The sequence below is a fragment of the Streptomyces sp. HUAS 15-9 genome (assembly GCF_025642155.1).
Lineage (GTDB): Bacteria > Actinomycetota > Actinomycetes > Streptomycetales > Streptomycetaceae > Streptomyces.
Window position 1 is genome coordinate 7,052,048 of sequence record NZ_CP106798.1, and the last position, 24,569, is coordinate 7,076,616.

Sequence of the window (24,569 nt, forward strand, 5' to 3'; positions counted from 1 at the left end):
GGACTTCGTCCCCCAGGCCCCAACTGTTCGTCCTGGGCCGTCCCCCGGGTCGTGCACATCCCAAATCCCGCACGTCGTGGAAGACGACGCGTGGGTGCCCCTGTGAACCTTGGGAGACGGCACCATGACCCCACAGTCGACCGAGCCAAGATCCACCGCCGAGGACGCGGGTGCGGGAACCCGCAACCCGGCCGGCAGGTCGTGGCTCGACCGGTACTTCCACATATCCGCGAGAGGATCCTCCGTCGCACGCGAAGTGCGCGGCGGTGTCACCACCTTCATGGCGATGGCGTACATCCTCCTGCTCAACCCCCTGATCCTGTCCGGCAAGGACGCGGCGGGGGACACGCTCGGCCAGAAGGCCCTCATCACCGCGACCGCGTTCGCGGCGGCCTTCACCACACTGCTGATGGGTTTCGCCGGCAAGGTGCCGCTCGCCCTCGCCGCCGGCCTCTCCGTCTCCGGTGTCCTTTCCTCACAGGTCGCCCCGCAGATGACCTGGCCGCAGGCCATGGGCATGTGTGTGATGTACGGCGTGGTCATCATGCTGCTCGTCGTCACCGGCCTCCGTGAGATGATCATGAACGCGATTCCGCTCGCGCTCAAGCACGGCATCACCATGGGCATCGGCCTGTTCATCGCCCTCATCGGCTTCTACAAGTCCGGCTTCGTGCACCAGGGCAAGGCGACCCCGGTCACCCTCGGCCCCGCCGGTGAGTTGACGGGCTGGCCGGTCCTCCTCTTCGCGGGCACCCTGCTCCTGATCTTCATGCTCCAGGCCCGGGGCGTCCCCGGCGCCATCCTCATCGGCATCGTCGGCGGCACGATCGTCGCCGCGATCCTCAACGCGGCCGGCGTCATCGACCCCAGGCAGTGGGCGAGCGGTGCCCCCGAACTGCACGGCAGCGCGGTCTCGATGCCCGACTTCTCGCTCTTCGGGCACGTCGAGTTCGGCGGCTGGGGCAAGGTCGGCGCGATGACCGTGGGGATGATCGTCTTCACGCTCGTGCTCGCCGGGTTCTTCGACGCGATGGCCACCATCATCGGCGTCGGCACCGAGGCCCGACTGGCCGACGACAAGGGCCGGATGCCGGGCCTGTCCAAGGCGCTGTTCATCGACGGCGCGGGCGGTGCGATCGGCGGTGTCGCGGGCGGCTCCGGCCAGACCGTGTTCATCGAGTCGGCCACCGGCGTCGGCGAGGGGGCCCGCACGGGCCTCGCCTCGGTCGTCACCGGACTGTTCTTCGCGGCCTGCCTCTTCTTCACCCCGCTGACCGCGATCGTCCCGCAGGAGGTCGCCTCCGCAGCCCTGGTCGTGATCGGCGCGATGATGCTGATGAACGCACGGCATGTGGACTGGGCCGACCGGGCCATCGCGATCCCGGTCTTCCTGACGGTCGTTGTGATGCCGTTCACATACTCCATCACCGCGGGCGTGGCCGCGGGCGTCATCTCCTACGCCGCCATCAAGGCCGCGCAGGGCAAGGCCCGGGAGATCGGGGCGTTCATGTGGGGCCTGACAGGGATCTTCCTGGTCTATTTCGCCCTCAATCCCATTGAGAGCTGGCTGGGCGTGCACTAGCACCAGCCGCTCCCCGAAAGACCCTCCACACAGCCGTCGTCAAGGAGACCGAGAGATGCTGGACATCGCCGAGGAGCTCGACCGGTGGGCCGAGCGGGGACGCGACTTCGCCGTGGCCACCGTGGTGACGGTCGGCGGCAGCGCCCCGCGCCGGCCGGGTGCCGCCCTCGCGGTGGACGCCGACGGCACGGCGATCGGCTCGGTCTCCGGCGGCTGTGTGGAGGGTGCCGTGTACGACCTGTGCAGGCAGGCGCTTCAGGACGGCGAGACCGTCCTGGAGCGCTTCGGCTACAGCGACGAGGACGCCTTCGCCGTCGGCCTCACCTGCGGCGGCGTCATCGACATCCTCGTCACCCCGGTACGGGCGGCCGACCCCGCCCGTCCGGTGGTCGCGGCCGCGCTGGCCGCCGCCGCGCGCGGGGAGGCCGCGGCGGTCGCGCGGATCGTGTCGGGCCCGGCGCAGCTGCGGGGCCGGGCCCTGCTCGTCCGCCCCGGCGGCTCGTACGACGGCGGCTTCGGCGCCCACCCCGAACTGGACCGCACCGTCGCCGCCGAGGCCGGTGCCTTCCTGGACGCGGGCCGCACCGGCACCCTGGAGATAGGTGAGCAGGGCTCGCGCTGCGGCGCCCCGCTCACCGTGCTGGTCGAGTCGTCGGTCCCGCCGCCCCGGATGATCGTCTTCGGCGCGATCGACTTCGCCTCGGCGCTGGTCCGCATCGGCAAGTTCCTGGGCTACCACGTGACGGTGTGCGACGCCCGGCCGGTGTTCGCCACCCGGACCCGCTTCCCCGAGGCCGACGAGATCGTCGTCGAGTGGCCGCACACCTACCTGGAGCGCACGGACGTCGACGGCCGTACCGTCCTGTGCGTGCTCACCCACGACGCCAAGTTCGACGTGCCGCTGCTGCGGCTCGCCCTGCGGCTGCCCGTGGCCTACGTCGGCGCGATGGGCTCCCGCCGCACCCACCTGGACCGCAACGAGCGCCTGCGCGAAGTCGGCGTCACCGAACTGGAGCTGGCGCGCCTCAGGTCCCCCATCGGCCTCGACCTGGGAGCCCGCACCCCCGAGGAGACGGCCCTGTCGATCGCCTCGGAGATCGTCGCGAGCCGACGCGGTGGCACCGGCGTGTCTCTCACGGGCGCGCACACACCGATCCACCACGACACGACGTCCGTACCGGCGGGCCGGATCGGTTCGGTGGCCTGAGGGGCCGTGGCCGAGAATGCCTTTCGCCGTTCACGCCCTCCTGAAGAGCACCGTTCACGCCCTCCTGAGCAGGCTGTTCAGCGCCCTGCCGAACATCGCCCGGGCCGTCTGGTCCAGGAGGGGGTCGAAGAGTCTCGGGAGGCCGCGCAGGCGTAGTTCCTCCCGCCACACCACGCGGGTACGGCCGCCCGGTCCCGGGCGTACCTCCAGCTCGGCCCAGCCGAGGACCACCCGGCCGTGCTTGACCAGGCGGCACAGTCCGGGCTCGCCGTCGCTCGGCGGGTGCCAGTCGGTGACCTCCATCGGGTCGGTCAGGGAGAGCGGACCGATCCCGGTACGGGCCACGAAGCGCGTGCCCTCCCGGGTCGGCGGATCGGTGACCACGGTGATCCGCGTCAGCGGGACCGCGTCGGCGTGCCGGGGCCACTCCGTGAGCCGGCGCCACGCCTCGTCGATCGGCAGCGGTGCCGTGCGTTCGAGCTGGAAGGTGACCACGCAACGATCTTAGGGAAGCGGTTGCTCGAAAGGGGACCCGAGTGACCTCGGGCGGTTGCGTCAACCAGGGCTTTGCGAGCGGGCGTACGCTGGTCAGCGCGGCGGGATCCCGCAGGCCCGGACGACGTCACCGGCCGGCGCCCGTACGTCCCCTGTCGCGCCCGTGCGGCCGTACGGCACCATGAGCGCGTCCCCGTACCAGCGTTCGGGAGGGCGTCGTGGACCGCGAACAGCACGGCAGGCTCGACGAGTTGATGCGCGACCCCTATCCGCACTACGCCCGTGCCCGGACGGCCGAGGGGCTTACCCATGTCGCCGAGCTCGACGCATGGCTGGTGGCCAGGGACGCCGACGTACGCGAAGTGCTGCGTCGTACCGAGGACTTCTCGTCGGCGAACGCCCTCAGGCCGGACGTGCTCCCCTCGCCCGCCGCGCTCGTCGCCCTCGGCGGCGGGTTCGGCGGCCGTCCGGTGGTGGTCACCTCGGACGGCGAGCGGCACCAGCGGTTACGGGCACCGCTCGTCCGCGCTCTCTCACCGGCCCGGGTCGCCGCGCAGGTGCCGTACGCCGCCGAGCGTGCCGCCGCCCTCGTCGACGGCTTCGTCAAGGACGGGCACGTGGAGCTGATGTCCCGCTATGCCAGGCGGCTGCCCGGTGAGGTCATCGGGCGGATCGTCGGCCTCGACCCGGCCGACGTACCCGTGGTGGTGCACGGTGGACACCGCGCCGAGGAACTGCTGTTCCGGCCCCTCGAGGAGACGGAGCAACTGCCCGCCGCCCAGGACGTGGTGGCGATGCAGCACGTCCTCGACCGCTGCGCCCGGGACCGGTACGCGCGGCCGCGCGAGGACCTCTGCACGGAGATCGTCGCCTCCGTGGCCGGCCCCGGTCAGGGTGAACTCACCCTGGACCAGCGGCACGAGACCGTCGCCCATCTGCAGAACCTGCTCATCGCCGGGCACCTCACCACGACCGCGCTGATCGGCACCACCGTCCTGCAGCTGATGCGGCACCGGTCCCAGTGGGAGCTGCTGTGCGCGGAGCCCGAAAAGATTCCGGCGGCGGTCGAGGAGGCGCTGCGCCACGACGGCCCGCTCCAGGGCTTCCGCCGGATCACCACCCGCCCGGTCACCCTCGCGGGCACCGAACTCCCGGCCGGGGCGGCGGTGTTCGTCGCGTTCGGCGCGGCCGACCGGGACGGCTCGTGCCATTCCCGCCCCGACGACTTCGACATCACCCGTACCCCCGGCCGCCACCTCGCCTTCGGCTTCGGCGCTCACGCCTGCCCCGGCGCCCAGCTGGCCCGCGAGCAACTGCGCATCACCCTGGAGGAGTTGACACGTCGACTGCCCGGACTGCGGCCGGCCGACGGGCACCCCGTCACCATGCGGCCCACGCTGATCCACCGTTCTCCGCACGAGCTTCATCTGACGTGGTGAGGGGCGCCTCAGCGCTGCCCCGGGCTGCTCTAGGGGTGGTACACCTTCCCCGGCTCGGCCTTCCCGGGCGCGAGCAGCTGCGGCACGGTCACGAACACGTACCCGCGCGCCTTCAGGGCGTCGATGATGCCGGGTACGGCGGGCACGGTGCCCTGGTAGATGTCGTGCAGCAGGATGATCCCGTCACGGGACGCCTGCGCGAGGACGCGCTTGGTGATCAGTGCGGAGTCGGTGGTCGTGTAGTCCTTGGCGGTCACGCTCCACAGCACCTCGGCCAGCCCCATCTCACGGCAGATGCGGTGCACGGTCCCGTTCGTGCGGCCCTGGGGCGGGCGCATCAGCGTCGGCCGGTGCCCGATGAGGCGCTCTATCGCCGCGTTGGGCCGTTCCAGCTCCTCGCGTATCTGCTTCTCCGATATCCGGGTCAGGATCTTGTGGTCCCAGGTGTGGCTGCCGACCTCGTGGCCCTCGGCCGCCATGCGCTTGACGAGCTCCGGGTACTTCACGATGTGCCGCTTGCCGAGCAGGAAGAAGGTCGCCGGGACCTGCTTCTCCTTGAGGATGTCCAGGAGCCGGGCCGAGTTCTCGCTGGGCCCCGCGTCGAAGGTGAGCGCGATGCACTTGGCCTCGCGGCAGTCGACGGTCCCGAACCGGGCGGCCTGGGATCCGGAGGCGGCGTGGGCGCGGGCGGCGCTGGGCGCGGTCGTGTCGTTGCCCGCGCAGCCGGTGAGTGCGAGTGCCAGGGAGAGGGCCGCGGCGGTCAGCGCGGTGCGACGCAACCCCGATCCCCGTCTCGGCGTCTTCTCGGTCGGAAGCTTCTTGGTCCACAGAGGCATGCCCGGACTATACATAGCGGGTATAGATGGCGTGTATAGATGTGCACGGTTGCCCGTATCACCATGGAAGACGAGGACCGACCTCCAGCGAGAGGACGACCCATGCGCTTCCAGGACCGAAAGCAGGCCGGACGCGAACTCGCCGAACGGCTCCAAGACCTGCGGGACAAGGGCGCCCTGCCGGACCCCGTCGTGCTGGCCCTCCCCAGAGGCGGCGTCGCGGTCGCCGCGGAGGTCGCCCGGGCGCTCGAAGCACCGCTCGACGTGCTCCTCGTACGCAAGATCGGCGCCCCGCACCACGAGGAGTTCGGCGTCGGCGCGATCGCCGGAGACGACCCCCCGCTCTACGACGCGGACACGCTGCACGGGCTGGGTCTGACCGAGGAGTCCCTCGCCCCGACGGTGGAGCGGGAGCGAGAGGAACTCCACCGCCGTGAGCGGCGCTACCGCAAGGGCCGCCCGCCGCCGGACCTGCGGGGACACACGGTGATCGTCGTCGACGACGGACTGGCCACCGGCTCGACCGCCCGCGCCGCGCTGCGCCACGTACGGCGCAAGGGCCCGGCACGGCTCGTCCTGGCCGTCCCCGTCGGCGCGCCGGACTCGCTCGCCATGCTGAGTGAAGAGGCCGACGACGTGGTCTGTCTGCACCAGCCGTACGGCTTCTCGGCCGTCGGTCAGTGGTACGACGACTTCGGACAACTGACGGACGACGACGTGCTCGACGCGCTGGACGGGTACTGACAGCCGCGTCGGCGTCGGCGGAGGCGGAGGCGGAGGCGGAGGCGGAGGCGGAGGTGCGACGGTGCCGGACATGACGGCGGACGAGGCACGGCGGCGGTTCACCGCGGCCCGCGTGGCGCGGCTGGCGACCGTGGACGCGGACGGGCACCCCCACCTGGTGCCGGTCGTGTTCGCCGCGCACGGCACCGACGGGATCGTGACGGCCGTCGACCACAAGCCGAAGACCACGACCCGGCTGAAGCGGCTGCGCAACATCGCCGGCCGCCCGTCCGTGAGTCTGCTGGCGGACCTGTACGACGAGGACTGGGACCAGCTGTGGTGGGTCCGCGCCGACGGCGAGGCCCGCGTGATCGCGCCCGGAGTACCCGACGCACTCGATGTACGCGACGTACCCGACGTACACGACCGGGCCGCGTACACCGCCGCGCTCGGGCTGCTCCGCGACAAGTACCCCCAGTACCGCGACCGCCCGCCCACCGGCCCGGTGATCGCCGTAACCGTCCGGCACTGGACCGGCTGGCGTGCGACCACGCCCCCGGCGTAGACGCGCCCGAGGACGCCGTCGCCGCGCTCGGCACCGGCCATTGCCCCGGGCAACCCCCGTCTGTCAAGTCCCAGCGCATCCCAGTGGTACCGGACGGGTACGGGGAGTAACCTCGGCAGACATGACGCGCACGGGGGAACGAGCCGTCAAGTCGCGGATGGAGACGCCGCGTTGGGTTGCACGCATTCAGCAGGCCGGAGGGCCGGTCGTGGGCGCCGGTGTGCTGCTCGGGCCCGACCGGGTGCTCACCGGAGCCCATGTGGTCAGCCCGGGCGAACGGTACGTCGTCCACTTCGTCGGCGTGCCGGGCGTACCGGCGGTCGCCGCCACGGTCAGCCCTGACGAGTACGTTCCGCAGCAGGAGGACTCCTTCGGCGACCGCACCGGAGACCTGGCCCTGCTGCGGCTGGCCGAACCTCGCCCCGCCCGGCAGACCACCCGGCTGTGCCGGCTCGCGGCCTCGCGCGAGGGCGTGGGCATGTACGGCTTCCCGGAGGGCGACGACGGGGGCCGCTGGCACAGCGCCACCCTGGTCGGCGGGCGCGGCCGGGACAGCCAGGTGCAGCTTCGCCCCGAGACCCCGGGCGAACTCGCGGGACCCGGGTTCAGCGGCGGGGGAGTGGTCGACTACGCGACCGGCGAGCTCATCGGCATCGTGCTCAGCGTCGACGCGGGGCACGGATCCGCGTTCACCTACATGAGCCCCACCGAGACCATCCTGCGCCATCTCCCGCAGGTCGCCGCCTGGACGGTCGGCCCCTCCGCCGTCGACCCGAGGCTGCACCCCAAGGAGAGCACCGGCGAACTCGACGTGCCGTTCGCCACCGAACTGGCCACCTGGTTCCGCGGCGAGGGCTGGCCGGTGCTCGTCACCGTCGTCCCGGCGCGCGGCCGCCGCGCCTGGACCCTGAGACGGGCGGTCACCCTGGCCGACCGCGAACTGCGCACCCGTGACAACACCAGCCGCTTCGCCGACGATCCGCGCGAGACCGTCCCGCCGCCGGGCGGACACGATCTCGCCCTCGTGGTCAAGGGAATGACGGTCGCCCAGGTCATGGACCGGATCGCGGAGCGGCTCGGCACGCCCAGGGACACCGCCGTTCCGCTGCCCGAGCAGATCGTGGCGATGGGCATCACGCTCGCCGCCGTCCTCGTCGGCGTCGACGAGGCGGCCGAACCCGACCCGCTGCTCGGGATGCTGGAGCGGCTCGCCGAACAGGGAGCGAGACTGCTCCTGGTGTTCCGCGCCCCGAACGACCGTGCCACGCAGGCCGCGGACACGCTCGTACACCGGCCGCTGGCCGACCGCTGGGCCCGGCTGCACGCGGACCTCGACCGGATCGTGGACCGGCTCGGACCCGCCCTCGACGAGCGCCTCGGCCGGGTGCTGCCCGGCGGGGATCCCGAGACCGCGCGCCTGATCGACCGGGCCCGACGCGGCATCCCGCTCACCCGCCTGCTGCGCGGACAACTGGCCGAGGCCGCCGGCCGGGAGACGGAACCGTCGCGGGCCGACGACCTGTTCGTCTACGAGGCCGCGGCCGCGCGCCGGACACAGCGGCTGGAGCGGGCGGCCACGCTGCTCGACGCCCGCATCGCGCGCCGCGCCGAACTACGCGGCCGGGTCGCCTCGGTGTGGGAGCTGTCCAAGGGGAAGACAGACCCGGCGCAGGCCGAGCGCAACCTCACGGCGTACGAGCTCTACGACACCGCCTCGGCACTGCTGCGCGAGACCCCGTGCGACGTCGACGCGGCGGAGCACGCGGCCGGACGGTTCGTCGCGTACTGCTCCGGGCACCCGCAGTCGTACGAGGAGGGCACAGCGTGACGTCATGTACCCACGCCGGTTGTGCGGGCCGTCTCATGGTCACGGGCTTCTGCGACACGTGCGGGCGCGGCACGGCTACGCGGTCGGGGCAAGCAAGGGCTCGTCCCCGCGCCGTGCCGCTTCGGGTACCCGCAGTCGTACGAGGAGGGCACAGCGTGACGTCATGTACCCACGCCGGTTGTGCGGGCCGTCTCATGGTCACGGGCTTCTGCGACACGTGCGGGCGCCGGCCGGCGCGGTCGGGCCGGCAAGGGCTCGTCCCCGCGCCGTGCCGCTTCGGGTACCCGCAGTCGTACGAGGAGGGCACAGCGTGACGTCATGTACCCACGCCGGTTGTGCGGGCCGTCTCATGGTCACGGGCTTCTGCGACACGTGCGGGCGAAAGCCTGCGCTCATCGGTGAGTTGCCGTCGAAGCCGGTGCCGAGCGATCCGGGTGAGTCGGTGCCGTCGGGGCCCGAGCCGCCCGGCCATGCGCCGGTCCATGCCGTCGCCGGGGTCGGTGACCTCGACCAGCACGGGCTGGTCGTCCTGCCCGACGTACCCGTCCCCGCGCACCCGGTCGTCGAGGAGCCCAGACCGCCCACCGGCGGTCGCCGTTGCGGCGCCGACGGGTGCACGATGATGATCGGCGTCGGCTACGGCGGACAGCCCGCCCGGTCCTCCGGCCGCTGCCCGCGCTGCGGCACGCCCTACTCCTTCCTGCCCCAGCTCCACCCCGGCCAGATCGTCGCCGGGCACTACCGGATCCTCGGCTGTCTCGCCCGCGGCGGCCTCGGCTGGATCTACCTCGCCGAGGACACCCGCGCCGAGGGGCACCGCGTGGTGCTCAAGGGACTGATCAACGTCCACGACGCGCTCGCCCGCCGCAACGCCGTCGAGGAACGCCGTTCGCTCACCGCTCTGCACCACCCCGACATCGTCCGCATCATCACCTACGCCGAACACGAGGTGCCCGGCCAGTCGCCCACCGGCTATCTGGTCATGGACTACATCGGCGGCCGCTCCCTGCAGCAGCTCTTCGACGACGAGGACGCGGAACGGCTCTTCAAGGGCCGCCCCCGCCTCGACCATGTGCTGACCTACGGGTGCAAGATCCTCGGCGCGCTCCAGTACATGCACGAACGGGGGCTGCTCTACTGCGACATGAAGCCCGCCAACGTCATCCACTTCGGGCGCGGCATCAAGGTCATCGACCTCGGCGCGGTGCGCGCGATCGGCGACCGTACCTCCGCCTATGTGTACACGAGCACCTTCGCCCCGCCGCAGCAGGAGATCGAGAAGCGCGGCTGGCACGTCGACAGCGACCTCTACACCGTCGGCATGACGCTGCAGGCCCTGGCCCGCGGCGCGGAACCGGCCCGCGGCCTCGCCCCCGACTCCTTCCGGCGCCTGATCGACCGGGCGACCCACGCCGAACCCCGTGCCCGGTTCCGCTCGGCGGCCGAGATGTCCCGGCAACTGTGGGAAGTACTGCGGGAGTTCCGCTCGCTGCGGTTCGGCGAACAGCTCCCCGAGAGCTCCACCCGGTTCCGCCCCACCGACGCCTCGCTCGACGCCGGGCTCGGTGCGATCCCCTCCCTGGCCCACTGGACGGCCCGCCCCGACACCCGCCCCGGCGAGCTGGACATCAGCCCTCCGCCCGCCCACGAGGTGGCCGCCGCCCTGCCCCAGCCCGTCCCGGACCCCGCCGACGGCGCCGCCCTGCTGCTCGACACCTTCCCGCCGGACGCCCCTGACCGCGTCGCCGACCAGTGGCGCCGCGAGTCACGGCTGGGCACCCCCGAGACCGCGCTGTGGCTGTGCCGCGCCTATCTGAGGAGCGGCAGACAGGGCGACGCCGAGAGCTGGCTGCACGAGGCCGAGGCCCAACTCGGCGCGCAGGACGCCAAGTACGACTGGCGGATCGCCTGGCACCGCGGCGTCCTGCACCTGAGCAAGGACGAGGTGAGCCATGCGGGCAGCTGCTTCGAGGCGGTGTACCGGGCCCTGCCGGGCGAATACGTCCCCAAGCTCGCCCTCGGCTACTGCGCGGAGCGGCTGCGCGAGTCCCAGGCGCAGCGGGGCACCCAGGGACAGCAGGGCGTCCAGGGGCAGCGCGATCCCCGGACCGCGCGGGCCATGAAGTTCCACGAGGCCGTCTGGCAGCGGGACTCCGCCCACGCCGCGGCCGCCTTCGGGCTGGCCCGCGGCCATCTGGCCTCCGGAGAGCGGGACGAGGCGGTACGGGTCCTCGACCACGTCCCCTCCACCTCCCGCCACCACGACGCGGCCCGTATCGCCGCGGTGCGCATCCGCACCGGCACCCTGGACGGCCGGCCGCCGTCCGTGGCCGACCTGCGGGACGCGGTCCGGCGGCTGCCCGAACTGCGCCTGGACGGCGGAGCGACCGACGGCGAGTCCCGGGCCCGGCTGGTCGCCGAGGTGCGGGAGAACGCCCTCGGCCGCCGCCCGCCGCAAGGGTGGGGACCGGACTTCCCCACCGGGACCGTGCTCGGGTCCGGCGACGAGGACGCGCTGCGCGCGCTCCTCGAACAGTCCTTCCGGCACCTGGCGGGCCAGGCCCGCACCGCCGACGAACACGGCCGCCTGCTCGACCTGGCCAACGCCGTCCGTCCCATGACGCCCTTCTGAACAACCACCTTCCGACCGACGACCTTCCGCACTACGACCTTCCGAACCGACGCAATGACGAGCCGTCGAAGGGGAACACAGCGATGAGCGAGGCCGGTGGCATCGAGGTGACACTGGCGGTCGGCCAGAACAAGTACCTGTCCGCCGTACCGACCGCCGCCGGACCGCCAGGAGACCAGGAGATGCACGCCATCCTGGAGATCGGGGTCACCCACACCGGGTCCGGCCCGCTGCCGGGACGGCCCGGCGGCTCGGGCGCGGCACTCGCCGAGGTGCTGATCGTCGACACGTCCAGGTCGATGCTCCACCCCGACACGAAACTGCGCGCCGCCAAGGACGCCACGGTCGCGGCCGTACGACTGCTGCCCGACCGCACCGCCTTCGCCGTGCTGTCCGGCCGCTTCGACGCGACCGTGGTCCACCCCGCCCCCGGCGCCGAGGCGATGGCCGTCGCCGACCCGGGGCAGCGCGAGGCCGCCGAGTACGCCGTACGCGTCCTGGACGCCGACGGCGGCACCGCCATCGGCACCTGGCTCGACCTCGCCCGCCGGCTCCTCAACGGGCAGGACGCTCCCATCAAGCACGTGCTGCTGCTCACCGACGGCCGCAACGAACACGACGACCGCGCCGCCATGCGGCTGGACACCGCGCTCGACGCCTGCGACGGCCGGTTCATCTGCGACGCCTGGGGCATCGGCGACGGCTGGGACGCCGACGTACTGCTGCGCATCGCCCGGCGGCTGCACGGACGCGCGGCCGCGGTCCGCCATGAATCGGAACTGCCCGCCGCCTACGAGGAGTTGGTCAACGGCCTGCTCGGCACGGCCGTCCCCGAGCTGCGCATCCGGCTCGTCCCCACCCCCGGCACCGTGATCCGGCAGGTCAAACAGGTCGTACCGGCCGAACAGGAACTCCTCACCGTCAGCACCGGATCGGCCGGGCGCGGAGCCGAGTACGTCACCCGGGGCTGGGGCGCCGAGGTCCGGCACTACCAGGTCGTCCTCACCGCCGACCCGTCCGGCCGGGACCTCGGCGAGGACCTCCAGCTCGCCGCCGTGGAACTGCTCGTCCCCGACTTCGGCCGCACCGTACGGCTGCCCGCGCCGCAGCCGGTCCTGGTGCACTGGACCGACAACCCCGCCGACGCCTCCCGGCAGCACCCCGGAGTCCGGCGCCACCAGCTGTACGAGCAGTCCGGCGCGGCCGTGGCCCGGGCGTACCGGGCGTGGCTGCGCGGCGCCGACGGCCGGACGGAGGCGGACGCCGAACTCGGCCGGGCCCTGGCACTGGCGCGGGAGCTCGACGATCCCCAACTGCTGCGCGCCCTGCGGCAGATCACGGACGAGGGGCGGGAGCCCGGGGGCCGGGTCGCCGTACGCGACGGACTCAAGGACGTCGACTGGCAGCATCTGATCCTCTCCAGCGCCATGACCACCCCACCGGACCCGGATGCCGCCGCGCAGCAGCCCCCGGCCGGACCCGACGCCCCCGACACGGCCGGTGACGGCGGCGACGACCTCGTGGAGTGCCCGGACTGCAAATGGCTCGGCCCGGCAGGCTCCCTGTACTGCGGCGGCGACTGCGGCAGACGGCTGGGGGAGCCCGTATGAGCACGCACATCCCGCCCCGGGACACGAGAACACCCGTCGCGCCCAGCCCTCTGCCGCGCCTGTTGGAGCGGGTCCTCGGCGGCCGGCACCGCCCGCCGCACGGCGCCAGCACGACCGCCCACGACCTCACCGTGCGCCGTCGGCTGCTGCTGGGACTCACCGCCGTACTGACCGTCTGCCTCTTCGTCTCCTACGAGGGGGTGCACGGCGACGCGGACCCGCTGCGCACCTCCAGCGCGCCGGGTGTCCTCGCCGTCGACACCGCGCAATACGCGCTGGCCCAGGCCCAGCAGGAGGCCATGGCCGCCGCACCGTCCACCAGCGAGATCCAGAAGCAGATCTCCGTCGCCGCCCGCAGCCTGGCCGTCGCGGCAGCCGACGACGTGGGCGGCCCGGCGGGCCGGCAGGCCCTGCAGACGGTCGCCGACCTGATCACCGTGTACCACGGCATGGTCCAGAAGGCGCAGCTCGAACCCGCGGGCCTGCTGCGCGACGCCTACCTCAGGTATGCGAGCAGCGTCCTGGAGGACAGGCACTCGGGCATAAGGACCCGGCTGGATCAGCTGCAGAAGGACCAGCAGGGCGTGGTGAGGCGGCAGACGAGCTTCGGCTGGACGCTGTGGCTCGGCTGGAGCGTCGTGGTGCTTTTGGTCCTCGCCCTGGCGGCGGCCCTGCTGGAGACGCAGGTCTATCTGCGCCGGCGGTTCCGGCGCAAGTACAACCGCGAACTGCTGGCGGCCGTCGCCCTGCTGGTCGTGGGGGCCGTGACCCTGACGCTGTTCACCCTGTGGACGCACAACGGCATGTCGGACACCCGCGGGCTGCTCCACGGGCAGCTGTCCGAGCCGTCCGCCATCACCGACGCGGGGCGGCAGACCGCCGCGAACCTCGCATACACCGGCTTCCGCGCGGCGGCGGCCGTATGGATCGTGATCGGAGGGGGCCTGCTCATGATGCTGGCCGAGACGGGCCTGCGACAGCACATCAACGACTACCGGTTCAGGCCGCGGTGAGCGCGCCCCGGTTGACCGTCCGTACGGTCACGGTCGTGACGAGCTGTCTGGCCCTGCTGGCGGCCCTCGTCGTCGTGGGCGTCCGCGTCTACGGCCGGGAGCCGACCGTCACCCTGCTGGCCAACTGGACGGGCACGGACGAGGAGAACTTCAAGGAGGCGGTGCTCGCCCCCTTCGAGCGCAAGTACCACATCCGTGTCGACTACCAGGGCAGCTCCGCCGAGAGCCAGGTGCTCAGCTCCGACGTGGAGTCGGGCACCGCGCCCGACGCGGTGGTGCTCACCGGACCCGGTGAACTCGCCGCGTACGTCCGGCAGAACCAGCTGCAACCTCTCGAAGGGCTCATCCCCAAGGGGGACTTCAGCGAGTCCTGGGCCACGCCGTACGGCGGACACGTGTACTGGTTCCCGCTCAAGGCCGACCTGAAGAGCATCGTCTGGCACCCCGGTGGCATGACCCAGCAGCAGATCCAGGACGCCGCCGGGCAGCCGGGCCAGTGGTGCCTGGGGATGGGCTCCGGTGCGACCAGCGGCTGGCCCGGCACCGACTGGATCGAGGACATCCTCCTCCAGCAGTCGGGCTGGCAGACGTACCAGAAGTGGGCGCGGGGCGAGATCCCCTGGGACTCCGACGTGGTCCGCGACGCCTGGAAGCAGTGGGGGACCATGGTCGGCGCGGGCAGGGAGCCGGACGACCTGGTGCGGCGCGCCCTGCTGACCGACTACCAGGACGCCTCCGCGTTCGTCACGAAGGATCCGCGGCAGTGCAGCCTGGAGCACCAGGCCTCGTTCATCCGCAACTCCTCCCACTCGTGGAAGGAGGCCAACGGTCAGTACGTGGCCTCCTCCCGGCTCCTCGGCAAGGGCGACTCGGACGCATGGGAGGTCTCCGGCGACCTGGTCGCCCTGCTGCACGCGACCCCGGAGGCGAAGAAGCTGATCGGCTACCTCGCCTCCGCCGAGGCGCAACGGGCCTGGAGCGCCAAGGAGTCCGGCTTCTCCGTGGATGCCAAGGTGCCGCTGGACACGTACGAACCGGTGACCGAGTACCGCCACTCACTCGCCACCACCCTCCTCGACCCGCGGGCGGTGCACTGCTTCGACGCCTCCGACGCCATGCCGCCCACGGTGCGCGACGCCTTCGCCCAGGCGACCATCGAGTTCCTCGCCCGCCCCCGCGACCTGGAGTCCCTCCTGAAGTCCCTGGACACCCTCCGCCGGAAACCGGGCCTGACCTGGCTCCCCTCGGTCTGCGACCAAGCCCCGCCGGCGCACTGAGCTACAGCCAGTCCTTGCGCTTGAAGATGAGGTACAAAGTGACGCAGACGATCCCCATCAGACCGACGGCGAAGGGGTATCCGAGGGCCCAGTGCAGCTCCGGCATGTCGCGGAAGTTCATGCCGTAGATCGTTCCGACGAGGGTGGGGGCGAAGAGGATCGCGGCCCACGCCGAGATCTTCTTGACCTCCTCGTTCTGCTCGAATCCGGCCTCCGCCAGCGCCCGCATCTCCGCGTTCTGCTGCTGGCTCACCAGGGTCGCGTTCACGGTGAGGATCTCCGTGAGGGCCTGGCGGAAGCCGTCCACGCGCTCGCTGATGTGGGTCACGTGGTCGGCGACGTCGCGGAGGTAGCGCTGGAGCTCCTCGTCGGTCTCGTACTTGGCGAAACCGGCCATCAGACCGTGCAGCATGCCGACAAGCGGGCGGGTGGCACGCTGGAACTCGACCATCTCGCGGGAGAGTTCGTAGATACGGCGCGAGACCTCGGGGTCGCCGCGGAACACCTCGGTCTCGATCTCGTCGATGTCGATCTGGACCCCCGAGACGACCGGCGCGTAGCCGTCGACCACCGCGTCGAGGATCGCGTACAGCACCGCCTCCGGGCCGAGTTTGAGCAGGTCGGGGGAGTCCTCCATACGGCCGCGGACCGCCGAGAGGTCGGGAGCGGCCCCGTGCCGGACCGTGATGACGAAGTCCGGGCCCACGAAGACGTGCAGCTCGCCGAATTCGACCTCCTCCGGCGCGTCGAGATAGCGGGCGGCACGCAGGACGACGAACAGCGTGTCGCCGTACCGCTCCAGCTTGGGCCGCTGATGCGCCTCCATCGCGTCCTCGACCGCGAGCGGGTGCAGATCGAACTCGGCGGCCAGGGAGAGGAGTTCACCCTCGGTTGGGCGGGCGAGCCCGATCCACGCCATGCCGGAGGGCTGCTTGCGCAGTTCGCGGTAGGTGTCGGTGAGCGTGGCCGGGGAGGAGACGCGCACCCCGTCGCGGTACAGGGCCGCCTGGACGATGCTGACGGGTTCGACCGCCTCCCCGCCCGGGGGGCGCGGCGGTGGAGCGGTCGGCGCGGCGGCCGGTGGCTGGTTCAGCGCGCGACGCCAGACGGACTTGCGGTGGTTCTTCTCGCCGGAGCCGGCGCGTCGCTCGTGCATCGCGGCTGCCTCCCGGTCGAGCGTGTGTCGGGGTGATCACGCAGCAGGATATACGGGGGATCCCGCGGGTGGGTGAATCGGGCCAGGTCACAGCCGGTACCCGCCGATCGACCGCGGTCCGCGCCGGCCGGACGCTCACCCCAATAGTGATCATGCTGTGACCTCGTCGTATACACCTCGGGAGCCCTGATCAATACGGTCTCACTGTGCCCAGTAACGAGAACTCACGTTCGAATCACCACATACCCGACGGCGGCCAGTGGAACGGCGACCACTGGAACGGGGTGCGCAACGACGACTTCGTCCGGTGGGCCGGCAGCAATGAAGGCCCGGTTCCCGCTCGGACGCGCACTTGGCCCCGGAATGCCGCGCTGGCCGTAGCGGCGGCCACCGCGGTCACGGCGGCCCTCCTTGCCGTGCGTTACACGACCTCGTCGTCCCAGGAACACGAAGCCGCCGCACCCGCCACGACAACGGCCGCACCCACACCGCGTGCCTCACCGACCCCCGCTCGTGCGGCAGAGCGGCCCATGATCCCGGTGGCCGAGGCGTTTCCGGGCCATGTGGCGGACGGGAACGGCGGCACCTTCACCAAGGTGGGCTCCGCCGTACTGAAGTCCTGCACCGAGCCCGACTCGGTCGGGTCGGCTCTGGCTGCCGAGATCGCCGCCGGCAAGGGGTGTCTGGGTGAGGAGATCGCCCTGTACAAGGACACGCACAACAACCAGTTCAACCTGGCCGTCTTCACCATGAAGGACCCCCAGGAGACGGTGAAGCTGGTGACCCAACTGTCCATGAACTTCGACGACTACGAGGTGGCCGCGCAAGCTCCACCCCCCGGATCCGGCCTGCCGACCCTGCCGGCCGACAGCGGCATGGTGCAGGCCTTCACCGGACAGGGCCGCGCCATGGTGGCGGGACTGGGTCAGTGGTCGGACGGCCGGAAGAGCGAGTACCAGAAGCTGGTCGATCGCCTGCAACCGCTGCTCACGGCGGTCTCGAAGAACGTCGCTCACTACGAGACCGCACAGTGAATCATTCGACGCACCCCACCAGGGAGGCGCGGGGCCTCTTCGTGTCCCGCGCCGTCCCACCGAGAGTTGCGGACAGAAGGTGTCCGCAAGCGGCGCTAGCGTACGGTGCATGACGAAGCGGAGCATCACGAGGACGGCCCCGGCCCCCGCCCCCACTCTCGACACCCGTGCGCTCAACCGGGCGACCCTCGCCCGGCAGTTGCTGCTGAGCCGTGCGCTGCTGACCGCCGGGGCCGCCGTGGAGCACCTTCTCGGGCTCCAGGCGCAGAACGTCAAGCCGCCGTACTACGCGCTCGCCGCCCGGCTCGAAGGCTTCACCCCCGAGGCGCTGTCCCGGCCCATGGCCGACCGCGAGCTCGTGCGCATCGTCACCATGCGCTCCACCATCCACACCCACACCGCCGACGACTGCCTCACCCTGCGGCCGCTCGTCCAGGCCGCACGGGACCGTGAGCTGAACGTCTTCCGCAAGGGGCTGGCCGGCGTCGACCTGGACCGCCTCGCCGTGCTCGCCCGTGAGCTGGTCGAGGCCGAGCCGCGGACCATGGCACAGCTGCGCGAGGCCCTGCTCGCCGAATGGCCCGACGCCGACCCCCAGTCCCTGTCCGTCGCCGCCCGCTGCAGGCTCCCGCTCGTCCAGGTCACCCCGCGCGGGCTGTGGGGCAGGAGCGGACAGGTTGCCCTGACCACCGCCGAACACTGGCTGGGCCGAGCCGCCGAGCCCGCCCCGGCCCCGGACGCGACGGTCCTGCGCTACCTCGCCGCCTTCGGACCGGCGTCCGTGAGGGACATGCAGACCTGGGCCGGACTCACCCGGCTCCGCGAGGCCTTCGAGCGCCTCCGCCCGCAGTTGGTCACCTTCCGGGACGCCAATGGCGTCGAACTCTTCGACCTCCCAGAGGCCCCGCGTCCGGACCCGGACACCCCGGCCCCGCCCCGCTTCCTCCCGGAGCTGGACAACCTCCTCCTGTCCCACGCCGACCGCACCCGGGTCATACCGCCCGAGTACTGGGGCCGCAGCTGGCAGGGCAACCAGGCCTACCGCACCCTGCTCGTCGACGGCTTCCTGGCGGGCGTGTGGAAGCCGGCCGACGACGCACTCCTCATAGAGCCCTTCGGGACGCTCACGAAGGCCCAGCGGGAGGCTGTGAGAGAGGAGGGGGAGCGGATGCTCGCCGTCATGCACCCGGGGGAGTCCTACGACATCCGGTTCGGCACCGTCGTACCGACGTGAAAGTCCTGGCCCGCGTACGACCGTGAAAATCCTTGGCCCGCGTACGACCCTGGAAGTCCTCGGTCCGCGTACGACCGTGAGAGTCCGGGCCCTACAGTCGTCGCCATGGAACTGCGGCAGCTCACCTACTTCGTCGCCGTCGCCGAGGAGTTGCACTTCGGGCGGGCCGCCGAGCGGCTGCACATCGTGCAGTCGGCGGTCAGCCAGCAGATACAGCGGCTGGAACGGGAGCTGCGCGCCGAGCTGTTCGACCGGACACCGCGCCGCGTGCGGCTGACGTCCGCGGGGGAGCGGCTGCTGCCCGAGGCGCGGGCGGTGCTCGCGGCCGCGGAGAAGGCCCGCGCTGCCGTGGCGCCGCCGCATGGGGCTGCGCATCGGCAGCGCCGCCGGGTCGGTCGAGTATGTGGACCGGGTGCTGGCCTCGTTCGCCGAGCGGGTGCCGGACGTGCCCGTCGAGCTGGTCGCCCTCCCGGCCGAGGAGCGCCTCGGCCAGGTCGCGGGCGGACAGCTGGACGCCGCGTTCGTCCGGACCGCGCAACCGCCGCCGGGGGTACGCGTACTGCCCGTGTGGGCCGACCCGTTGATGGCCGCCCTGCCGGCCGCGCACCCGCTCGCCGCCCGCGCGGAGATCGACCTCGCCGAACTGGCCGGGCTGCCCCTCGCCCTCACCCCGCGCCGCACCGACCCCGCACTGGTCGACCTGGTCGTCGACGCCTGCCGACGGGCCGGGTTCGAACCGCTGCGGGGCCCGGTGAGCGGCTCCCGGCGGGACACGCTCGCCGCCGTCGGCGCCCGCCCGCTGTGGATGGTCGTGTACGCCTCCCACGCGCGCGAGCGGCACTCCTCGCGCGTGGCCTTCGTACCGTTCCGGGCGCCTGGCCTGGCCCTGTCCACCGGCCTCGCGGTGCCCGTCGCCGATCCCACCCCGCACCTGGACGCCCTGGTGCTGGCCTGCGCCGACCGCTGAACGCAAGGAAAGCCGAACGCAAGGCAGGCGAGCGCAAGGTAGCCGAACGCATGGAAAGGGGGGCGCTGCGGGCCGCTCGTGGTGGCTCGCAACGCCCCCCTGGCATCTACCTGAGGGGTTCTCAGGAGGCTTTCCGGGTTACGAGTTGACCTGCGTGGTCACCAGGTTCGAGAAGGTGGTCAGCCGGGTGTACACACCCGGGTAACCGGCCTCCGCGCACCCCTCTCCCCAGGAAGTGATCCCTGCCAGGACGCCCCCGATGAGCAGGGGACCGCCGCTGTCGCCCTGGCAGGTGTCTACGCCGCCGGATGTGTATCCGGCGCAAACCATGTCGGTCTGGACGAAGTCCGAACCGTAGGAGCCGCGGCAGCTCGAGTCGGCCACGATCGGCACGGTCGCGGTCCGCAGCTGGTTGGAGGAGCTGCCGCTCTCCGAGGTGGTGCCCCAGCCGAGGATGCGGGCCGTGGTGCCGGCCGCGTACACACCCGTCTGGGAGGAGGAGACGTACGACGCCGTCGTGTACGGCATCGAGGTGGACAGGGTCAGCACGGCCACGTCGTCGCCGTTGGTGGCGTCCGTGTAGTTGGGGTTGACCCAGATCTTGCTGACCTTGCTGACCGTGCCGTTCGTCCCGTTCAGATAGGTCCGGCCACCCACGACGCGGACGTTGCCGGCGCTCTCGCCCACCATGCAGTGCGCGGCGGTGATCACCTTCTTGGCCGCCACCAGGGTGCCCCCGCAGAACTGGTTGCCCGACGCGTCCGTGATCTGCATGACGAACGGGTACGCGGTCGTGGTGGTCGTCGTGCCGCCGACGATGGGCTGCGGAGCCGCTGCAGCGGTGGGAGCGCTGAGCAGTGCGGTCGCCGCGGCCGCGGCGGTCGCCGCCACGACGGCAGCGGATCTCTTTGCGCGGTTGAGCCCGAACATGAGTCTCCTCAGTGGGGGTGGCCGGTGGGGGGACGCGCGGGTGACGGGGGGTGAGCACAAGGGCCGCGGTACTGGCCCCCGTGTGCCCGGGCGAGCGGCACGCCCTTAAGCTATGGGCCGGTACACCCTCCGCCCAATGAGGGAACCCCCTAGGGGAGTAGGGCAGGGAAAACCCTCGGTCCGGCTCAGTTAACCGGCAGCCTTCTCACTTCGCGCGCCGTCCCGCCGCCAAACGGACTATGTCCACCCGCGAGCGGATGCCCAGCTTGCGGTACACCCGGGTCAGGGTCGCCTCGACCGTCTTGACACTGATGAACAGGCGCGCGGCGATCTCCCGGTTGGTCGCGCCCTCCATCACCAGCGCCGCCACCTGACGCTCCATCGAGGCCAGACCCTCCAGCCCGTCGACGCCGCCGAGCGCGGCGGCCGCGGCGGCGGCAGGCTCCGGTTCGGGCGCCGCGAGGGCCGCGTCCACCTGGCGCAGCCACGGCAGCGCCCGGCAGCGCCGGAACAGCCGGGTGGCCTCGTCGTACGACGATGTGCTGGGGCGGCGCACCCCTTCGGCCGGCGACCCGGGCCGTCGGCCGCGCAGCGAGGCCAGGGCGAAGGCGGCCCGCGCCTCCTCCAGCCCGTACCCCAGTTTGGCCAGCCGGTCCTGAGCGGACGTCAGCTGGGACTCGGCCGCCTCGTGGTCGCCGTGGGCCGCGCGCACCAGCGCCTCGGCCCGGTCCAGGACCGCGAGGACACTCTCCCGGCCGAGCCGCAGCGCGTGCTCCCGGGTGACGTCGATGACGTCCTGCGCCTCGGCGGGTTCACCGATCCGGACGAGCGCCTCGGCGAGGTCGCCGTGCCAGCGGCCGCGGGCCGGGTCCGTGATGCCCAGACCCCGCTCCAGCTCGCGCACCCGGCGCAGCGAGCGGACCGTGCCCGCCGGGTCCCCGGCCACCAACTGGGCGTACCCGAGGGCGCCCAGGGCCCGGGACAGATACATCTGGTCACCGTCCTCCTCGGCGTGCTCCACCGCCTCCCGGGCCAGCGCCAGCGCCCGGTCCACGTCCCCGCCGGACGCCTCGGTGAGCGAGGTGAGCATCGCGGAGGCGGTCTCGCCGATCCCGGAGTCCCGGGCCAGCCGGAGGCTCTCGCCGGCCAGGTCGAGGGCCCGGCCGCAGTGCCCGGCGCGCAGCTCGGTCTCGGCGAGGCCGCGCAGGAAGTGCACCTCGCTCTCCACCGAGCCGCGCCGGCGCACCTCGCGCAGCAGCGCGGTGACCGTCGCCCGCGCTTCGGCCAGCTGGTCGCCCATGACCAGCCAGCGGAACCGGGCGCTGCCCGCGCCGTTGTGATGGCAGGCCACCTTCGGGTCCTGGGGCTCCTTCAGCGCGCGCTTGATGGTCGCCGGGGCGGCCGGGTGGCCCATGAGGGTCTCGGTCTGGGCCTGGAAGGCCAGGGCCAGCAGTTCGGTGCGCCGGTCGGCGCCGCGCTCGGCCAGCTCCGCCGCGTGCGCGGCCGCCTCGCGGGCCTCGGTGAAATCGCCCTCCACGATGAGGGCCCGCCAGGCCAGCTGGTAGTGGACCAGGGCGAGCAGCCGCGGGTCCTCCCCGGCGTCGGCCAGGGCCTGCGGGAAGACCGCGTCGACCTCCGTCATGGTGTGGCCCGCCGTGTCGATCACGATGATCCAGGCCCGCACCCGGTCCGCGGGCACGGTCGCCCGGGTCAGCACCTCGCGGGCGATGTCCCGGGCGAGGTCGACCTCGCCGGCGGTGATCGCGTCCTCGGCGGCCTGCAGCCGGCGCTCGTCCGGGCCGGGCACGGTGTCGGCCGGGGTGTGACGGGCGGCGAGCAGGCCGAGCTGCGCGGCCACGGACGGGGCGCCCCGGTCCCGGGCCTGCGTGGCGGCCTCGGCGAGCCGGGCGGCAACCTCCGGATCGGTCCCGGTGGTGGCCAGGGCCAGATGGCGGGCCCGCTCGATCGGGTCGGAGGCGGCGGTGGACAGCGCGGCGTGCGCGGCACGCCGTTCGTGGGCGGGCGCCTCCGCGTAGAGGGCGGCCGATATGAGGGGGTGCGCGAAGCGCACGGCAGGGCCGTCGGGGTCCGTGGCGAGCAGTCCGAGTTCGGCGGCCTGGGCACACTCGGCCTCGACGTTCTCCCGGCCGGCCGCGAGCAGCAGCGCCGGTGTGGGACGCGCTCCGGCGCTGGCCACCAGCAGGGTGCGGCGGGCCTCGACCGACAGCATGTCCAGGCGGCTCAGCACCAGGGCGCGCAGCGAGGTGGGCACCGGCAGCGGCTCGCCCGGCCTGGGCGGGGTGGGGTTCTCGGCGAGGGCGCGGCCGAGCTCCTGGGCGAAGAGGGGGTTGCCGCCGCTGGTGCGGTGTATCTCACGGACCGTGGAGCGGGGCAGGCCGGTGTAGCCGCGGTGGTCCAGGAGCGCGGAGACCTGGTTGCGGGAGAGCGGGTCGAGACGTACGGCGACGGTGTCCGGCGGAGCGGCGCGCAGATGGCGGTCGTACTCCTGGCCCTCGGTCCGGACCGCGCAGAGCAGCTGCACCGGGGTGCCGCCCAGGCGGCGGGCGGCGAAGCCGAGCAGCTCCGAGCTGGCCGGATCCAGCCACTGCAGATCGTCGGCGACGATCAGCACGGTGCCCTCGGCGGCCAGGGCGCGCAGCGCGGACAGCACCGCGAGGCGCAGGGCCAGACCGTCGCGCTGCAGGGTGGATTCGCCGCGGCCGGTGAGCGCCGACTCCAGGGCAGTGCGCTGGGCCGCGGGGAGCCGGCCGGAGACCTGGTCGAGGACCAGACCGAACAGGTCGGCCAGGGCGAGGAAGGGAAGGTGCGATTCGGACTCGGTGGCCGAGCAGCGCAACACGGTGCGGGCCGCGCCGGCGTATTCCGCTGCCAATGCCCGCAGGACGGTCGATTTTCCTATTCCCGCGGGGCCGTGCAGGAGCACGCTGCCGCCCGAGGTGAGCTGCTCACGGGCGGCTCCGAACGGCTCCTCCCGGCCGATGACCAGGTCGGGGCGGCATCTCGCAGGCTCCTGGAAGTCCCGTCGCACGGTCACCGCTCCCCTCGTGTGTCGTGTCCCGGCCCAAATTCTAGGCAACGTACCTTGAAATCCGGACGGAAGGCGTGGTGAGGGAAATAACAGAAGGTAGGCACGGGGCAATTCAGGGTACCGGCGGTTGAATAGACAGGCTTCCTCACCGCTACGGCAGCAGACCCGACCGGCGTGCCGTCGCCACCGCCTCCCCTCGGGTGTGGGCGCCCAGTTTGCGCATTGCCGAGCGCAGATAGCCCTTGACCGTCTCCGGGCGCAGTCCCAGCCGGTCCGCCACCACCGCGTTCGTCGCGCCCTCGGCCACACAGGCCAGGACGTCCAGCTCGCGCGGCGCCAGAACGACGTCCCCCGCCCGTTTCGGCGCGGTCAGCAGACCGCACGCTGCGAGGAGTTCCTCCCGCAGCTGGGGGTCCGTGATCCGGGGCGCCAGGGCACGCAGCGCCGCGTGCGCCTCGCGCACCTGCTCCCAGGCGGCGTTCGCGTCCGTGTCGGCGGCCGACTCCGGCCGGGCCGCCGTCAGCAGCCCGCGCGCCTCCTCCCGTACGACGAGCTCCTGCTCCACGTCCCGGGCCACCGCCACCGCCGAGGTCAGCGTGCGGTCGCCCAGCGGCTGGGCCGCGCGCAGGGCGCCGTAGATCACGCCCCGCACCCGACGGCGTACCACCACCGGCACGGCGAACACCGAGCGGATGCCCTCCGCGGCCACCGGCGCATCGTACTCATGGCTGATCTGCCGCGACGAGGAGTAGTCCGTCACCGCGCACGGCCGGGCCAGCGCCACCGCCTTGCCGCCCAGGCCGTTGCCGGAGGTCACCGCGAGCGAGCGCAGGGCCGCGGTGTTGGTGCCGCTCAGCTCGGTGATCCGTATCTGCAGCCGGCCGGACTCGACCAGGCCGCCGAACGCGACCGGAAGACCGGTCGTGCGCCGGAGCCGGGCCAGCGCACTTCGTATCTCGACCGCCCCCACGGAGTCTGCTGCCACCCGATTC

At 72.4% G+C, this 24,569-nt stretch carries 18 protein-coding genes and 1 pseudogene; 13 read left to right on the plus strand and 6 right to left on the minus strand.

The window, feature by feature from the left end:
- Positions 1–124 precede the first annotated feature (124 nt).
- Positions 125–1,582: an NCS2 family permease gene (locus tag N8I87_RS32155; RefSeq protein WP_263213956.1), complete on the plus strand. Its 1,458-nt coding sequence runs from the start codon at positions 125–127 to the stop codon at positions 1,580–1,582.
- A gap of 55 nt (positions 1,583–1,637) precedes the next feature.
- Positions 1,638–2,789 carry an XdhC family protein gene (locus tag N8I87_RS32160; RefSeq protein WP_263213957.1) on the plus strand — a complete coding sequence of 384 codons (1,152 nt, stop codon included), beginning with the start codon at positions 1,638–1,640 and terminating at the stop codon, positions 2,787–2,789.
- A gap of 54 nt (positions 2,790–2,843) precedes the next feature.
- On the opposite strand, the gene N8I87_RS32165 is transcribed toward N8I87_RS32160, so the two are convergent.
- Positions 2,844–3,284 (minus strand): SRPBCC family protein, encoded by a 441-nt coding sequence (locus tag N8I87_RS32165; protein WP_263213959.1) that lies wholly within the window; start codon positions 3,282–3,284, stop codon positions 2,844–2,846.
- Positions 3,285–3,502: 218 nt separating this feature from the next.
- On the opposite strand from N8I87_RS32165, the gene N8I87_RS32170 reads away from it, so the two are divergent.
- Positions 3,503–4,723: a cytochrome P450 gene (locus N8I87_RS32170; protein WP_263213961.1), complete on the plus strand. Its 1,221-nt coding sequence runs from the start codon at positions 3,503–3,505 to the stop codon at positions 4,721–4,723.
- Positions 4,724–4,752: 29 nt separating this feature from the next.
- Here the strand turns inward: N8I87_RS32170 and N8I87_RS32175 are convergent, their stop codons facing one another.
- Positions 4,753–5,559 carry a polysaccharide deacetylase family protein gene (locus N8I87_RS32175; RefSeq protein WP_263213963.1) on the minus strand — a complete coding sequence of 269 codons (807 nt, stop codon included), beginning with the start codon at positions 5,557–5,559 and terminating at the stop codon, positions 4,753–4,755.
- A 102-nt stretch (positions 5,560–5,661) separates the two neighbouring features.
- Here N8I87_RS32175 and N8I87_RS32180 point away from each other — a divergent pair, with 102 nt between their 5' ends.
- From N8I87_RS32180 to N8I87_RS32210, 7 genes are all read left to right on the plus strand, one after another.
- Complete coding sequence (locus N8I87_RS32180) at positions 5,662–6,303, plus strand: phosphoribosyltransferase (protein ID WP_263213965.1); 642 nt, start codon at positions 5,662–5,664, stop codon at positions 6,301–6,303.
- 70 nt (positions 6,304–6,373) lie between these two features.
- Positions 6,374–6,847, plus strand: coding sequence for a TIGR03668 family PPOX class F420-dependent oxidoreductase (locus tag N8I87_RS32185; RefSeq protein ID WP_411577311.1), 474 nt, complete (start codon positions 6,374–6,376; stop codon positions 6,845–6,847).
- Positions 6,848–6,968: 121 nt separating this feature from the next.
- Positions 6,969–8,675: a S1 family peptidase gene (locus tag N8I87_RS32190; protein ID WP_263213969.1), complete on the plus strand. Its 1,707-nt coding sequence runs from the start codon at positions 6,969–6,971 to the stop codon at positions 8,673–8,675.
- Between the two features lie 310 nt (positions 8,676–8,985).
- Positions 8,986–11,307, plus strand: a complete 2,322-nt coding sequence (locus N8I87_RS32195; protein ID WP_263213971.1) for a serine/threonine-protein kinase — start codon at positions 8,986–8,988, stop codon at positions 11,305–11,307.
- A gap of 83 nt (positions 11,308–11,390) precedes the next feature.
- Positions 11,391–12,917 (plus strand): VWA domain-containing protein, encoded by a 1,527-nt coding sequence (locus tag N8I87_RS32200; protein ID WP_263213972.1) that lies wholly within the window; start codon positions 11,391–11,393, stop codon positions 12,915–12,917.
- Positions 12,914–13,930 carry a GlnX family signal transduction membrane protein gene (locus N8I87_RS32205; RefSeq protein ID WP_263213974.1) on the plus strand — a complete coding sequence of 339 codons (1,017 nt, stop codon included), beginning with the start codon at positions 12,914–12,916 and terminating at the stop codon, positions 13,928–13,930. The genes N8I87_RS32200 and N8I87_RS32205 overlap by 4 nt, the downstream gene beginning before the upstream one ends.
- 35 nt (positions 13,931–13,965) lie before the next feature.
- Complete coding sequence (locus N8I87_RS32210; protein WP_263213976.1) at positions 13,966–15,207, plus strand: ABC transporter substrate-binding protein; 1,242 nt, start codon at positions 13,966–13,968, stop codon at positions 15,205–15,207.
- Position 15,208: 1 nt separating this feature from the next.
- Here N8I87_RS32210 and N8I87_RS32215 read toward each other — a convergent pair whose 3' ends face one another.
- Complete coding sequence (locus N8I87_RS32215; RefSeq protein ID WP_263213979.1) at positions 15,209–16,363, minus strand: magnesium and cobalt transport protein CorA; 1,155 nt, start codon at positions 16,361–16,363, stop codon at positions 15,209–15,211.
- A gap of 206 nt (positions 16,364–16,569) precedes the next feature.
- On the opposite strand from N8I87_RS32215, the gene N8I87_RS32220 reads away from it, so the two are divergent.
- The 3 genes and pseudogenes from N8I87_RS32220 to N8I87_RS32230 all read left to right on the plus strand — a co-directional run bounded on the left by N8I87_RS32220 (position 16,570) and on the right by N8I87_RS32230 (position 19,598).
- Complete coding sequence (locus N8I87_RS32220; protein ID WP_263213980.1) at positions 16,570–17,397, plus strand: hypothetical protein; 828 nt, start codon at positions 16,570–16,572, stop codon at positions 17,395–17,397.
- 109 nt (positions 17,398–17,506) lie between these two features.
- Positions 17,507–18,631 (plus strand): winged helix DNA-binding domain-containing protein, encoded by a 1,125-nt coding sequence (locus N8I87_RS32225; protein WP_263213982.1) that lies wholly within the window; start codon positions 17,507–17,509, stop codon positions 18,629–18,631.
- A 105-nt stretch (positions 18,632–18,736) separates the two neighbouring features.
- Positions 18,737–19,598 (plus strand): annotated as a pseudogene (locus N8I87_RS32230) (LysR family transcriptional regulator).
- A 138-nt stretch (positions 19,599–19,736) separates the two neighbouring features.
- On the opposite strand, the gene N8I87_RS32235 reads toward N8I87_RS32230, so the two are convergent.
- The 3 genes from N8I87_RS32235 to N8I87_RS32245 form a co-directional block, all read right to left on the minus strand.
- Complete coding sequence (locus tag N8I87_RS32235; RefSeq protein WP_263213983.1) at positions 19,737–20,528, minus strand: S1 family peptidase; 792 nt, start codon at positions 20,526–20,528, stop codon at positions 19,737–19,739.
- 205 nt (positions 20,529–20,733) lie between these two features.
- Positions 20,734–23,583 (minus strand): AAA family ATPase, encoded by a 2,850-nt coding sequence (locus N8I87_RS32240; protein WP_263213986.1) that lies wholly within the window; start codon positions 23,581–23,583, stop codon positions 20,734–20,736.
- A 145-nt stretch (positions 23,584–23,728) separates the two neighbouring features.
- Positions 23,729–24,562, minus strand: coding sequence for a response regulator transcription factor (locus tag N8I87_RS32245; protein ID WP_263213987.1), 834 nt, complete (start codon positions 24,560–24,562; stop codon positions 23,729–23,731).
- Positions 24,563–24,569 lie beyond the last annotated feature (7 nt).